Source organism: Undibacterium sp. FT79W (genome assembly GCF_014284215.1).
GTDB lineage: Bacteria > Pseudomonadota > Gammaproteobacteria > Burkholderiales > Burkholderiaceae_D > Undibacterium > Undibacterium aquatile.
In genome coordinates this window covers 333,640-347,728 of record NZ_JACOGB010000005.1, presented here as the reverse complement: position 1 = coordinate 347,728, position 14,089 = coordinate 333,640, and the positions used below count along the sequence as shown (strand labels likewise).

General features: G+C 51.9%; 17 protein-coding genes. 12 read left to right on the top strand and 5 right to left on the bottom strand.

Going from position 1 to position 14,089, the window contains the following annotated elements; translation table 11 throughout:
• The 3 genes from H8K38_RS11200 to H8K38_RS11190 all read left to right on the top strand — a co-directional run bounded on the left by H8K38_RS11200 (position 1) and on the right by H8K38_RS11190 (position 2,738).
• A complete protein-coding gene (locus H8K38_RS11200) occupies positions 1 to 951 on the top strand; it encodes an alpha-E domain-containing protein (RefSeq protein WP_186884904.1) in 951 nt (316 codons plus the stop codon).
• 17 nt (positions 952 to 968) lie between these two features.
• Positions 969 to 1,775: a transglutaminase family protein gene (locus tag H8K38_RS11195; RefSeq protein ID WP_186884903.1), complete on the top strand. Its 807-nt coding sequence runs from the start codon at positions 969 to 971 to the stop codon at positions 1,773 to 1,775.
• A 72-nt stretch (positions 1,776 to 1,847) separates the two neighbouring features.
• Positions 1,848 to 2,738, top strand: coding sequence for a proteasome-type protease (locus H8K38_RS11190; protein WP_186884902.1), 891 nt, complete (start codon positions 1,848 to 1,850; stop codon positions 2,736 to 2,738).
• Between the two features lie 26 nt (positions 2,739 to 2,764).
• Here the strand turns inward: H8K38_RS11190 and H8K38_RS11185 are convergent, their stop codons facing one another.
• The 4 genes from H8K38_RS11185 to purM form a co-directional block, all read right to left on the bottom strand.
• Positions 2,765 to 3,322 (bottom strand): DNA-3-methyladenine glycosylase I, encoded by a 558-nt coding sequence (locus H8K38_RS11185; RefSeq protein ID WP_186884901.1) that lies wholly within the window; start codon positions 3,320 to 3,322, stop codon positions 2,765 to 2,767.
• A 93-nt stretch (positions 3,323 to 3,415) separates the two neighbouring features.
• Positions 3,416 to 3,787, bottom strand: a complete 372-nt coding sequence (locus tag H8K38_RS11180) for a hypothetical protein (RefSeq protein ID WP_186884900.1) — start codon at positions 3,785 to 3,787, stop codon at positions 3,416 to 3,418.
• Positions 3,787 to 5,217: a S41 family peptidase gene (locus tag H8K38_RS11175; RefSeq protein WP_222610822.1), complete on the bottom strand. Its 1,431-nt coding sequence runs from the start codon at positions 5,215 to 5,217 to the stop codon at positions 3,787 to 3,789. The genes H8K38_RS11180 and H8K38_RS11175 overlap by 1 nt, the downstream gene beginning before the upstream one ends.
• Before the next feature lie 285 nt (positions 5,218 to 5,502).
• A complete protein-coding gene (purM, locus tag H8K38_RS11170) occupies positions 5,503 to 6,546 on the bottom strand; it encodes a phosphoribosylformylglycinamidine cyclo-ligase (RefSeq protein ID WP_186884899.1) in 1,044 nt (347 codons plus the stop codon).
• Positions 6,547 to 6,700: 154 nt separating this feature from the next.
• On the opposite strand from purM, the gene H8K38_RS11165 reads away from it, so the two are divergent.
• From H8K38_RS11165 to H8K38_RS11125, 9 genes are all read left to right on the top strand, one after another.
• Positions 6,701 to 7,786 (top strand): AI-2E family transporter, encoded by a 1,086-nt coding sequence (locus H8K38_RS11165; protein ID WP_186884975.1) that lies wholly within the window; start codon positions 6,701 to 6,703, stop codon positions 7,784 to 7,786.
• Positions 7,783 to 8,457 (top strand): DnaA regulatory inactivator Hda, encoded by a 675-nt coding sequence (hda, locus tag H8K38_RS11160; protein WP_186884898.1) that lies wholly within the window; start codon positions 7,783 to 7,785, stop codon positions 8,455 to 8,457. The genes H8K38_RS11165 and hda overlap by 4 nt, the downstream gene beginning before the upstream one ends.
• A 17-nt stretch (positions 8,458 to 8,474) precedes the next feature.
• On the top strand, positions 8,475 to 9,152 hold the full coding sequence (locus H8K38_RS11155; protein WP_186884897.1) for an HAD family phosphatase: 678 nt from the start codon (positions 8,475 to 8,477) through the stop codon (positions 9,150 to 9,152).
• A complete protein-coding gene (pcnB, locus tag H8K38_RS11150) occupies positions 9,149 to 10,516 on the top strand; it encodes a polynucleotide adenylyltransferase PcnB (protein ID WP_186884896.1) in 1,368 nt (455 codons plus the stop codon). The genes H8K38_RS11155 and pcnB overlap by 4 nt, the downstream gene beginning before the upstream one ends.
• Positions 10,516 to 10,995, top strand: coding sequence for a 2-amino-4-hydroxy-6-hydroxymethyldihydropteridine diphosphokinase (folK, locus tag H8K38_RS11145; protein WP_186884974.1), 480 nt, complete (start codon positions 10,516 to 10,518; stop codon positions 10,993 to 10,995). The genes pcnB and folK overlap by 1 nt, the downstream gene beginning before the upstream one ends.
• Positions 10,996 to 11,077: 82 nt before the next feature.
• On the top strand, positions 11,078 to 11,425 hold the full coding sequence (locus tag H8K38_RS11140; RefSeq protein ID WP_186884895.1) for a DMT family protein: 348 nt from the start codon (positions 11,078 to 11,080) through the stop codon (positions 11,423 to 11,425).
• 63 nt (positions 11,426 to 11,488) lie between these two features.
• A complete protein-coding gene (gene panB / locus H8K38_RS11135; RefSeq protein ID WP_186884894.1) occupies positions 11,489 to 12,301 on the top strand; it encodes a 3-methyl-2-oxobutanoate hydroxymethyltransferase in 813 nt (270 codons plus the stop codon).
• A 9-nt stretch (positions 12,302 to 12,310) separates the two neighbouring features.
• Positions 12,311 to 13,018, top strand: coding sequence for an ABC transporter permease (locus H8K38_RS11130; RefSeq protein WP_186884893.1), 708 nt, complete (start codon positions 12,311 to 12,313; stop codon positions 13,016 to 13,018).
• Positions 13,015 to 13,674 (top strand): ATP-binding cassette domain-containing protein, encoded by a 660-nt coding sequence (locus tag H8K38_RS11125; RefSeq protein ID WP_186884892.1) that lies wholly within the window; start codon positions 13,015 to 13,017, stop codon positions 13,672 to 13,674. The genes H8K38_RS11130 and H8K38_RS11125 overlap by 4 nt, the downstream gene beginning before the upstream one ends.
• Before the next feature lie 26 nt (positions 13,675 to 13,700).
• On the opposite strand, the gene H8K38_RS11120 is transcribed toward H8K38_RS11125, so the two are convergent.
• On the bottom strand, positions 13,701 to 13,943 hold the full coding sequence (locus H8K38_RS11120; protein WP_255422924.1) for a TIGR02450 family Trp-rich protein: 243 nt from the start codon (positions 13,941 to 13,943) through the stop codon (positions 13,701 to 13,703).
• Positions 13,944 to 14,089 lie beyond the last annotated feature (146 nt).

Below are 14,089 nucleotides of genomic sequence, written 5' to 3'. Positions count from 1 at the left end.
ATGCTGAGCAGAACCGCTGATCATTTATTCTGGATGGCGCGCTACACAGAACGCGCTGAAAACACCGCCCGCATGCTGGACGTGAATGTGCAGACGTCCATGTTGCCGCAATCTGCAGAACATGCAGAAAATGGCTGGCGTGCCATGTTGGGTATCTCGGAGTTGCAATCGTCGTTTGATTTCCACTATGGCATCCTGACCAAAAAAGATGTGCTCGATTTCATGGTGCGTGACCCGATGAATCCATCCTCGATTGCGTCCTGTTTAAAAGAGGCCAGAGAAAACGCACGTGCGGTGCGCGGCACGCTGACAACCGAAGTATGGGAAACCCAGAATGCAACCTGGTTATCGATGCAGGAAAAACTCGCGAGCGGCATCGTTGAGCAAGACCCCAGCCAGTTCTTTGAATGGGTCAAATACCGTTCACATTTATCGCGCGGTGTGACGCTGGGAACGATGTTAAAAGATGAAGCGGTTCACTTCATACGCCTCGGAACATTTTTGGAACGGGCAGATAATACCGCACGTATTCTGGATGTGAAATTCCACGGCACGAAAGCTAAGGGACAGCCGAAGGACAGCATACAAAAGGATTTTTATTACTGGGCAGCATTGCTGCATTCCGTTTCCGGATTCGAGATCTATCGCAAGGTGTATCGCGACGTCATCACACCGGAACGCGTGGCAGAATTACTCATGTTACGGGGCAATATGCCGCGGTCTTTACTCGCATGCATGGATGAAGTCGTTGCCAACCTCGCGGTGGTCAGCAATGATGTCTCAGCAGACACCGAGCGTTTCGCCGGAAAGCTGCATGCGGAATTAAAATTTGCCACCATTGAAGACATTCTGAACGCCGGACTACACAACACGCTGACGGAATTTCTGGAGCGTATTTTTGAATTAGGCAATCGCATCAGTCGTGATTTTTTAGTACCTCTGGCTGCCTGAAAGCACCAACGTTCACTATGCAACTCCATATCCGGCATCAGACCAAATATATCTACTCCGCACCGTCGTCATACACGATACAGCAATTGCATCTGACGCCACGTACGGAGTTGCATCAGCATATAGCGCAGTGGAGCATTGTCGCTGCCGGACATCGACATGCATACACTGATGCGTATGGCAATCAATCTCATACGTTGACCATTACTGAACCACATCTGGAAGTCAATATACTGGCGTCGGGCATCGTCAATGTCAGAAATCCGGATGCCGGACGTATCACCGACGCCGAACCATGGTCGCCACTAATATTCACCATTCCCACCCAGCTCACGGAAAGCAGTGCGGAAATTCAGGCGTTTGCGAAACGCTCTTTACCTCGGGAACAATCGGCCTCCAGCCGTGAGCTCCTTTATCTTGCAGAGCAGATAAGGAATGCGGTTGCCTATCAGACCGGCAGCACTGTCGTTACCACTACAGCCAACGATGCCTTGTTAATGGGACGAGGCGTGTGTCAGGATCATGCTCATTTATTTCTCGCTTGCTGTCATGTCATGGGCATACCTGCCCGCTATGTCTCAGGATATATCGATCCGGAATCCAGCGATCATGCTGAAAGCCATGCCTGGGTAGATGTCTGGGCACAAGACCATGATTATCACGGCTGGATCAGCATCGATGTGACCCACGTCAGACTGATGACAGACTCTTATTGCCGCCTTGCTATCGGTCGTGATTACGATACGGCTGCACCGGTTCGCGGCATACGGCGCGGCGGCGGTATTGAAACATTAACGGTCAGCGTACAGGTGACGCCGCAATAGCGTGTTGCATGACAGTTCAATGATGGCCTGAGGTAAAATCCTGACTTATACATACTCTACTCACGATTTAATATGACTTACTGTGTAGGCATACGCCTCGATGCTGGGCTGGTTTTTCTCTCTGATTCCCGCACGAATGCGGGCGTGGATCAGGTCGGTACATTCAGAAAAATGTCTGTCTTTGAGAAAGCGGGCGAACGCATGATGGTGTTGATGACGGCGGGGAATCTGTCGATTTCACAGTCCATACGCGAATTACTTTCTGAGTATCAGGATGCGAATGGCAATACGATCTGGAACGTCCAAAGCATGTACGATGCTGCGCGTATTCTTGGTGAAGCCGTGCGTGTCATACATCAGCGTGATGCCAAAGCCTTATCCGAATTTGGCATCGACTTTAATGTCAGCCTGATGTTTGGCGGACAAATCAAAGGCGAACGTTGCCGGCTGTTTCAGATTTATTCTGCCGGCAATTTTATTGAAGCGCACAACGAAAACACTTACTTTCAGATCGGTGAGGCTAAATACGGCAAGCCGATTCTTGACCGCGTCATCACCCCCGCAACCAGCCTTGACGATGCGGCAAAATGTGCGTTGATTTCTATGGATTCCACGCTGCGCTCTAATATCTCCGTCGGTCTGCCCTTGGATCTGCTGGTCTATGAAGATAATCATCTGGCAGTATCACGCTTCGTCACCATCGATGAAAAAAATCAGTATTTTCAGATGATCAGAAATAGCTGGGGGCAACAATTAAAAACCGTCTTCGAAGGAATAAAAGCGCCGGTCTGGGATATCAAAGCTTCCGCAAGCAATCTGACCGGGCATCAACCATCAGCTTCAGCGGCCAATGCTCATAGCAAACCTGTGATGGTTGCGCATCCGGATAAAACTTCCGGTACGTCCACAATGGGAAGCCTGCAATCCTTCGCGGAACAACGCAGCAATCCGCATCAACACTGATACTTTCTTTGTACTAAAGTAGTCGCTCAGACTGAGGACTGGCGCCAGTCGCAGTCTGCTGCGTGATCCTGCACCATACCGATGGCCTGCATATACGCATAGATTATCGTTGAGCCGACAAACTTAAATCCTCGTTGGCGCAGATCCTTGGAAATACGATCAGACAATGGCGTCGTTACTATGCGCTCACCATGATTCAGTATCGGTTTGCCATCGACATATGCCCAAAGATACTTATCCAGACTGCCTACCTCCTCGCATAGTTGCAGATACGCTTTGGCGTTACTGATGGTCGCTGCGACTTTTAAACGATTACGCACGATGCCCGGATTGGCCAGTAATTCCGCCACCTTTTCGGCGTCGTACTGTGCGATTTTTTTTGCGTCCCAGTCATCAAAAGCAATGCGGTAACTTGCTCGCTTATTCAAGACGGTTTCCCAGCTTAATCCAGCCTGAGCACCTTCCAGATTCAACATTTCAAACAAACGGTTTTCATCATGACATGGGCGCCCCCACTCGTTATCGTGATAGGCAATGTATAAGGGATTGACTGAGTTGGCCCAAGAGCAGCGTTTGACGTTCATCTTTCATTTTCCAATCTGTACGTGATCAGTTGGGATATCGATCATCAACTTCCGGCCGGAGATGCGCGAAAGTTGATGTTCTCATTACCTGATTTATTTCACCTGACAGCGGGCTGTATTCAAAAGGCGACGTTGTCCCGAGTTCAGATGAACCAGCCAGCATTGCGTGCCATTCGTCTCTAGCCTGAAGCGATGCGGTATTTCCAGATCACGCCCTTGTATCAGCTCACCATACTGGTTCGTCTGATGTTTGCGCTCAATGATCACTTCGCTGCTTTGTATGAAATCAGAAGCAGATAAAGTGACGTCAGAAAAACCGCTCATACTGCTGATGGCAGCACCTAACTCCTGCATCACTACAGCATCAGAAGCCAGCAATACCGCCGCTTTGTCAGGGGAAGCAGCAGTGAACTGACATGCCGACAGCATCAGAATACTGGCGGCAAAAGTAAGCTGATATCTCATCAGTGTGGCATCGCCGCGAGAATACGCATTTCCTGACTTGCCGGACGTATCAACTCATAACCGGGCTCGGCACCAAGCACATTGGCACCAGCAGAATTAGCCGGGCACAAACCTGTCTGACGATAAGATAAAGCCGTTTTGAGCATCGTTTCATTTGCGTCGCCACGCAGATGAGTGACATCGTCGGACGCTTTGCAGGTCGGTGAAAAGCCGTCAGCATAATCACCAAACCCTTTTTGATTCACACCTTTAAACTGAATCGCGAAATAGGTGTACGAGCAATTGTCCTGAGGAACGAAACCATAAGGTTTACCACGTGTCAGATCGCCGATCAGATCAACTGCAACATCAACTCCGCGCAAACTGTTAATAATCGATTCGCTGGCGGAAGCGGTATTCCGTGTGACCAGCAGGGTGACACGTTTTAAACCCAGATATGGAAGCTGCTCGTTCGCCGTCGTGACCGCATAGAACGGATATACCGTATTTTTTGCAGCGAGCTTGTCATTGTAAGTCAGCTTTTCAAATATCAGTCCGTTGGTCGTTGCCGGCCCGGCGATCATATATGCCAGCTGACTCGCAACATACAACAGGCCACCGCCGTTGTAACGCAGATCGATGACGAGATCCGTGACGTTTGCTGCTTTCAGTTGCTTGATGGCGGCAATCAGCTCCGCTTCGGATTTCGCGATATGTGTATCAAACGTGAAATAGCCAACCGTACCAGATGCAGTTGGAATAGTCTTCACATTCAACACTGTTGACGTCGAATATGTCGCAGGAGTCAGACTAATCTCTGCGGCGCCGTTGAATCCTAATTTATGCGCCACCACTTTGGTTGGCGAGAGGATTTCATTCAACGCAGCTACGCCGTCAGCAGTCGCCTCTGTGGCAACAACGCCATCAATCGAAGTAATGATATCACCACGCTTGATCCCGGCCAATGCAGCAGGGGAACCCGGCGCGACATCAGCGGCGAGAAACATGCGTGACGGTGCCGTACCTTTTGCCATCCATTTAATACCGTAGTCCTGAGCGATACCTGATGATGACGCATTCCAGGAGGCGGTTGTCTGCGCCCCGTGAAACTGATCAACACTCGCTCCGGAACTGGTTTTTGCATTCGTTTTCAGTACATCGAAGTAGAGTTGTGGCGTCGCATAATTTGCGGCCACGATATTGGAAGGTATATCGGCGTACCAGAGATAAGTTTCGTCGACAAACGAACGTAAATAAGATTTTTCGTTCTCGACGGTACCCTGACGATCGCTGGTATTAGCGCGGGGATTGGCACAAAGATTTGCCAACGTGGATGATGGCGGAAAACCTGAATTACCCGGTGGCGTAGTGGTGCTATCACCACTGTTACCGCCTCCACCACCACATGCGGCCAGAATACTCAACAAGCTCAGTGAGATTATTTTTCTCATTTTAATTAATTAATTAACATTTAAGTGACCTTTAACAAAATCCAGTTTCAGATTCTGCACCGAACAACAGCAAATAAAGTGTAAGTTAATTAATTAAAAATGAGCAAGTTGATTATTAAATTTATTAAATCAAGGAAAATCAGGGACTAAAACTATTTCCCTGATTTACCTTTTGTTTGATTCAAAAACTGACGCAATTTATCCCGGCAAGGGATAGTGGCGCAGACAGTGCCAATGTAGGGTCAAAAGTCGCAAGGCCGCTTGGGCGTTGCATAAGTTCTACGCTTAAACAACGATAGTCGGATGTTCATTGCCTTCGCGGGCACGAATTTCACCGATACGATAAACCGATTCGCCAGCGGCGCTCAGTTGTGCCATCGCTGCATCTGCGTTTTCAGCAGACACAATCACCACCATCCCGATACCACAGTTGAATACACGATGCATTTCGGCATCTGCCACACCGCCGTGTTGTTGCAGCCATGTGAATAATGGCGGCAGAGTCCACGCATCTTTATGCAGGACCGCAGTCAGTTTGTCACCCAGCACGCGAGGCACATTCTCGACCAGACCACCGCCAGTAATGTGTGCCATGCCTTTGACTTCCAACGATTCCATCAGGGCCAGCAAAGGTTTCACGTAAATACGTGTCGGTGCCATCAGTGCATCGCCCAGGCTGCGTCCGTGGAAATCAGCATTCAGATCAGGATTAGCCACTTCGATAATCTTACGTACCAGAGAGAATCCATTGGAATGAATGCCGGAAGAAGCCAGACCCAGAATCACGTCGCCCGGCTGGATTTTGCTGCCGTCAATGATTTTAGATTTTTCAACCGCACCGACCGCAAAGCCGGCCAGATCGTATTCGCCATCCGGATACATGGAAGGCATTTCAGCAGTTTCACCACCGATCAGTGCGCAGCCAGCTTGTTCGCAACCGAACGCCACGCCTTTGATCACGTCCGTGGCGGCCGCCACATCCAGTTTGCCGCAGGCGAAATAATCGAGGAAGAACAAAGGCTCAGCGCCCTGCACCAGAATATCGTTGACACTCATCGCGACCAGATCGATACCGACCGTGTCATGTTTGTTGAGGTGAAATGCCAGCTTCAGCTTGGTACCGACGCCATCGGTGCCGGAGACCAGCACAGGCTCTTTGAATTTTTTGCTGACTTCAAACATCGCGCCAAAACCACCGATACCGGCCATGACGCCTTCGCGCATCGTGCGTTTTGCAAAAGGCTTGATCGCATCGACCAACGCGTCGCCAGCAACCATATCGACACCGGCGTCGGCGTAAGAGAGAGAAACAGGGGTAGAAGTGCTCATGATATTCGTCAGTAGGGGGCTTGAGGCGGTAAAATAGGAAAATTGCCAGAAAACTCCGGCAAAACCGCTATTTTAACAAAATGACTGCGTATTGACCTATATTTGGGCGATACGTAACAAGCCGACAACTTATTTGCAAGCACACCATCTGAAAATGCCATTTTCTTTTTCGCCAGAACAAAAGCAATCCCTACTCTGGATCCTCGTCGGTGCAGCGTGTCTGCTATTGCTGTCGTTGCTGGGTCCGGTGTTAATGCCATTCATCGTCGCCGCGATACTCGCGTACGTACTCAACCCGTGGGTCGATAAACTGTGTGCGCTGCGATACAAAAATCTGCGTCTGCCACGCACAGTGGCAGCCACGCTGTTGATTATTTTCGTCATCGCTGCGGCGTTGGCGATGGTATTGATTATCGTGCCTATCCTGCAAAAAGAAGCGCCGCAGTTACAAGAACAGATACCGCGTTTTTTTGACAAATTCGATCAGGTGATTTCGCCGCTTCTGGCGCATTACGGATTCACGATACGCCTGGACAGTACCGGAATTAAAACCTTGCTAACCGAGCAAATGGCTGGCAGCGGCGACGTCATCGGCAAGGCGGTATTGTCATCGATACGCGTTGGCGGCACTGCCCTGCTCGGTTTGCTGGCGAATTTATTACTGATTCCGATTGTGCTGTTTTATCTGTTGCTGGACTGGCACCCGCTGATCCACAGGATCGCGCATTTCATCCCGCGTCGCTGGGTGCATGGAGCGAACAATGCCGTGAATGAGGTTGACGATATTCTTGCTCAATATTTGCGCGGACAAATTCTGGTGATGATCGTGCTCGCTGCGTATTATGCGATCGCACTGAGCATCGCCCGTTTCGATCTGGCGCTGCCGGTCGGTATCATCACTGGTTTTCTGGTGTTTATCCCTTATCTCGGCTATGGCATAGGACTGGCGCTCGCCCTGATCGGCGCGGTCTTACAATTTAACGATCTGAGCGGCCTGATTTACGTCGGCATTATTTATGGCTTCGGACAATTTTTAGAATCATTCATACTGACGCCACGTCTGGTCGGTGAACGCATCGGCCTGCATCCGCTGACCGTTATTTTTGCACTGATGGCGTTTGGTCAGTTATTTGGCTTCATCGGCATTCTGGTTGCCTTACCGGCATCGGCAATTATCTCGGTAGCCGTCAAACATATACGCAGCTCTTACCTGAACAGCCCTTTTTATCGCCAGCCATGAGGCAACTTTTACTCGATCTGGATGCGCAAAAACTGCCATCCCTTGCTACCTTTGTGGTCGGACAAAATGCCGAACTGGCGCAATTGCTGGGTTTATTCTCGCAGCGCATTGCGAGTCAGTACGGCGAACGCTCGGTCTATATCTGGGGTGAAGCCGGAGCGGGTAAAACCCATCTGCTGCATGCCCTCGCAGATCATCCGGATTCCCGCTACATCCCCGCCAATGCGCCGGAAGAAGCATTTGATTTCAGCGATGAAGTCAGCCTGTACCTGCTTGACGACTGCGAACAATTATCGCCACTGAACCAGATTGCGGCGTTCAATCTGTTTAATGAAGCCCGGGCGCGCGGCGGTTTTCTGGTGGCAGCTGGCAACCATCCGCCGATGATCTTGAATGTGCGCGATGATTTACGTACCCGCTTTGGCTGGGGGCTGATTTATCAGCTCCATGAACTCACCGACGAAGATAAGATAGACGCCTTGGAACGTGCTGCGCAGGCACGCGGCATCCAGTTATCGGCAGGCGTGTTACCCTATCTGATCACGCACTACCGGCGCGACATGAGTTCATTAACCGCGATGCTGGATCAGCTCGATCATTATTCGCTGGTCACCAAGCGCCCGATTACCTTGCCGCTCCTGCGTGAACTGATGCTGCAACAACAGCCCTGAATCCGGAATACAACAGCATGCCCAATATTGCTTTATTTGATCTCGACCACACCCTGATTCCTATCGATTCCGATTATGAATGGGGCCAATTTTTATGCCGCGTCGGCGCGGTCGATGCCGAAGCATTTGCCAAACGGAATGCCGATTTTTTTGCGCAATATCAGGCAGGCACTCTGGATCCGGTGGAGTATCTGGAATTTGCACTCGGCACGCTGGCACAATTTCCACGCAAGAAAATTGACGAGCTGCATCTGCAGTTCATGCAGGAAGTCATACAGCCTGCCTTGTTACCGGCCGCGTTTGATTTACTGAAAAAACATCAGGATCAGGAAGACCTGATCGCGATTATCACGGCGACCAATCGCTTTGTCACCGCCCCGATTGCACAGGCATTAGGAGTACCGCATTTACTGGCTGCCGAGCCTGAGCTCGATGCCGCCAACAATATCACTGGTAAACTGCTGGGCGTGCCGACTTCGGGCGCCGGCAAAGTCATCCATTTACAGGACTGGTTAGCAAAACAAGAAAAACAACTCAGTGATTTTGGCAGCAGCCATTTTTATAGCGACTCCCATAACGATATCCCTTTACTCGAGGTCGTGACACATCCTGTCGCCACCAATCCGAATGCCAGATTGAGCGCACATGCGCTGGCAAAAGGATGGCCTCAAATCCAGCTGTTCGACAAACAATGATCAAGAAATTTATTCGCAAAATACTCGGCGTGAAAAGCGCCCCGGAAGCTTCCGTAGCTGCCGTCAGCAATCGCAAGCCAACTGTGCTGAGCGCGAAAGAGCATGGCATCAATCCGCAACTGGTGTCGGCGAACGCGATTCGCGTGACGCAGACCTTGCAGGACAATGGTTTCAAAGCATTCATCGTTGGCGGTGCCGTGCGCGATCTGCTGACTGGCGTAAAACCGAAAGATTTTGACATCGCCACCAACGCCACGCCAGAACAAGTCAAACGCCTGTTCCGGCGCGCCTTTATCATCGGCCGTCGTTTCCAGATCGTGCACGTGATGTTCGGTCAGGATCTGCTCGAAGTCACGACCTTCCGCGGCCCATCCAACGATGCAGCACCCAAGGATGAACATGGTCGCGTGCTGCGTGACAATACCTTTGGCGAGCAGCACGAAGATGCGGCGCGACGCGATTTCACCATCAATTCGATGTACTACGATCCGGCCTCGCAAACGGTGCTCGATTACCACGGCGGCATCAAAGATATCCGTAAAAAAATCCTGCGTATTATCGGCGTACCGGAAGCGCGTTACCGCGAAGACCCTGTGCGTATGCTGCGTGTGGTGCGCTTTGCCGCAAAATTACAATTTACGATAGACCCAGCTACGCAGGCACCGATCGCGGTGATGGCACCGCTGATTAATAATGTGCCGGCAGCACGCGTCTTCGATGAAATGCTTAAACTACTGACCAGCGGCCATGCCATGGCGTGTCTGCAGGAACTGCGCAAAGAAGGCCTGCATCACGGTCTGATGCCTTTGCTGGACGTGGTGTTGGAACAGCCTATGGGTGAGAAATTCATCACGCTGGCGCTGGCGAATACCGATGAACGCATACAACAGGGTAAACGCGTTTCACCAAGTTTCCTGTTCGCCTCGCTGTTGTGGCATCAGGTGCTGGAAAAATGGGAAGCCTATAAAGCTGCCGGCGAATTCCCGATTACGGCACTGCATCTGGCGGCCGATGATGTGCTGAATACGCAAACAGATGCGCTCGCGATTCAACGAAAAATCGGCGCCGATATGCGCGACATCTGGGCGATGCAGCCGCGCTTCGAAAAGCGGGTGGGCAAAACGCCGTACAAAATGCTAGAACATCAGCGCATGCGGGCGGCCTATGATTTCCTGTTGCTGCGTTGCGCCTCGGGCGAGATCGATGCCGAGATCGGCGAATGGTGGACTGCCTTTATTAATGGCGATGCCGATGAACGTGAACGCCTGATTAACAGCAAACCCAAAGCCCCGGCGGGTGCCAGTGCAGCGAAAAAGCGCAAACCACGGCGCCGTGCGCCACGTAAGGCGGCAGCGCAGGAATGATGCTGGCTTACATCGGTATTGGTGCGAATCTGGGCGATGCACAGGATACGGTGCGGCAAGCCATCGCCCGCCTTGACCAGATTCCGGCAACGCAGTTGCAACGCGCCTCGTCGCTGTACAGCAGCGCGCCAATTGATTCCAGCGGTGATGATTACGTGAATGCCGTGGCGGCCATTACCACGAGCCTCAGCGCTAACGATTTATTACTGGCCTTGCAGGAAATCGAACTGGCATTTGGTCGTGAGCGTCCTTACCGTAACGCCCCGCGCACGCTGGATCTGGATTTGCTGTTATATGCGGATCAGCAAATCGCGACAGAGCAACTGAGCGTGCCGCATCCGCGCATGACGGAACGTGCATTTGTGCTGCTACCGTTGCTGGAAATCGCAGCGGAAATCGACATCCCCGGTCAGGGGCCGGCGCAGACGTTTGTTGCCGGGGTCGCACAGCAAGCGATTTTCAGGTTACCGGTGGGCTAAATCGGTTTAAATATACTCCCCCCAGTATGTTTTAAGCCCCTTTAAAATCAAGGACATTAAGCCATTTTTACGGGATACTCCCATGCAAATACCAGTTATCGTACAAACTGCCGGCTTGTTAACGCTGTCAAACGTCTTCATGACCATCGCCTGGTACGGGCATCTGAAGAATTTATCCAGCAAAACCTGGTGGATCGCTGCGCTGATCAGCTGGAGCATTGCGCTGTTCGAATACCTGCTGCAAGTACCGGCGAATCGTATCGGTTACACTCAGTACAGTCTGGCGCAGCTCAAAATTTTGCAGGAAGCGCTGACGCTGATCGTATTCGTGCCGTTTGCGATGTTCTATATGGGACAACCATTCAAACTCGATTATGTCTGGGCAGGCTTATGTCTGGTCGGCGCGGTTTATTTTATTTTCAGGAATTAGGGCGCGAGCGCCTGATGACGCTGTCAGCGACAACTCCTGACAGCTTTACCTTTGGAGAAACACATGGCGGAATATTTGCAAGACCGTAAAGCAGTCAGCATTCCCGGCTTAATGTCTATGCGTGAGCAAGGCAACAAGATCACGATGCTGACTTGCTACGATGCCAGCTTTGCCTCATTGATGGATAGATGCGGCGTCGAAGTATTGCTGATCGGCGACTCGCTTGGCATGGTCTGTCAAGGACATCAATCCACGCTGCCAGTGACGATTGCCGACATTGCCTACCACACCGCATCTGTTGCACGCGGCAATCAGAAAGCGCTGATCGTGGCCGACATGCCGTTCGGCAGTTATGCCACACCGGAAGCCGCATACAACAATGCCGTGCCGCTGATACAGGCCGGCGCACAGATGGTGAAACTCGAAGGCGGAACCTGGTTGCTGCCAGTCATACAATTTTTAACTGAGCGCGCGATTCCGGTCTGCGCGCATCTGGGGCTGACGCCACAATCCGTACATCAGCTCGGCGGCTATAAAGTCCAGGGTAAAACCACCGCCGCCGCCGATTTGCTCAAAGCAGAGTCACTCGCAGTGCAAGCCGCCGGTGCCACCCTGCTGGTGCTCGAAGCGATTCCTGCCGCGCTCGGCAAAGAGGTCACCGACGCATTGACGATTCCGACCATCGGTATCGGTGCCGGTGCGGATTGCTCCGGTCAGGTGCTGGTGATGCACGATTTGCTCGGCGTTTTCCCAGGCCGTAAAGCGCGTTTTGTGAAAAATTTCATGGAAGGTCAGACCAGTATTGATGCGGCAGTGGCAGCGTATGTCGCGGCAGTGAAAGATCAGTCTTTCCCCGGACCAGAACACTGCTTCTGATTGGCATCGATGAATATCAGCATCGCGATTCAGGACGCGTTTATCCTCTTGTTCAGCGGCGATGAAACGCTGTGGAATATCGTCTGGGTATCGCTGAAAACTTCGCTGGTCGGTTTAGCCTTTGCAACACCGCCGGCGCTGCTGCTCGGCTATGCCATTGCGAGCCACGCGTTTCCTGGCCGCCGTATCGCGATCTGGCTGGTGCAGGCCGCCCTGTCGCTGCCGACGGTGCTGATTGGCTTATTGTTGTATCTGCTGTTAAGCCGTCAGGGCTTGCTCGGCTCATGGCATTGGTTGTTCAGTCAGACCGGCATCATTGCGGGTCAGGCCGTCATCGCATTTCCAGTCCTGACCGCATTCACCCTGAGCGCGGTGCAATCGGCCGATCCACGACTGGCGGAAACCGCGATCACGCTGGGCGCGAATCGCCGCCAGGTAATGTGGACGGTGCTGCATGAAGTGCGTTTCGGCGTGATGGCGGCGCTGATCAATGGCTTTGGACGTGTCTTATCGGAAGTGGGCTGCGCCATGATGGTGGGCGGTAATATCGCTGGCGAAACCCGCACCATCACAACCGCAATCGCTCTCGAAACCAGCAAAGGTGAATTTGCGCAGGGTATTGCGCTCGGCATGGTCTTGATTGCACTGGCCTTGGTCATGAATGCGGCGCTGATGCTGTTGCAGGGCGACACCCGGAATGCGGAGCAATTGCAATGAGCACACTCTTACAAGTACGCGGTTTGCGCAAATCGTTCGGGCAGCGGCACCTGCTCGACATTGCCGAACTGAACATCGAACAATCGCGCGCTTATGTGCTGACGGGCATGAATGGCAGCGGTAAAAGTACGCTGCTACGCATACTCTCAGGACTCGAGCAGGCGCAGATAGACGATGTGAAATACCTCGATAACGCAACGACGTTTGCGCCGTATCCGCGCCACTTACGTACCGACATCGTCTATGTGCACCAACACCCGGTGATGTTTTCCGGCACGGTCGCCGAAAACATCGCCTATGGTTTGCGTTTAAGAAAAGCGGAGAATATCGAAAAACAAGTCGCGCTCGCGATGTGTTGGGCAGGCATACTGCATCTCAGTGATCACGATGCGCGGCATTTATCCGGTGGCGAGAAACAAAGAGTGGCACTGGCACGTGCCAAAGTGCTGGAACCACGTTTGCTATTGCTGGACGAGCCAACCGCGAATCTGGATGGCGAAGCGCGGGAACAGGTGATCGCCCTGATCCCGACGCTGACACAGGCGGGCAGCAGCGTGGTGGTGGTCTGCCACGACCGCGAACTGATCGCCCTGCCCGACATGCACAGATTGAAATTACGCGACGGCAAACTGGAACTCCGCATTACGGGCACATAAGCACGCAGTCAGAGTCAGCGTTAGTTTCAGTGCCAGCCCCGTTTCCACAGGCGCTCATCCTGTAATTCGCGCCACGGAATCTGGCGCACCTCTTTGCTGTACACCGCTTCGATTTCGATCAACTCTGGCGGTGCATCAGACAACGCGGCTGACTCAGGCTGAATCACTTTACTGACAATGAAATGCTTTTGCTTCGCGACGACTTGTACCGCCGTCCATTTCGACAGTAAAAGTTTTTTCGGTTGCAGGCTGATTTTCATCGTTTTCATCTCATCTGGTCGCAATAAGGGATTAATTTCAAGCGTCCCATATAGCATGCGCCTGCTGGCACGAAATGCCGCCAGAAGCCAATGCGGATGCTGATATCGGGTAGCACTATTTACAAAATCAGACTGCATTCTGGCATGAATTTCCG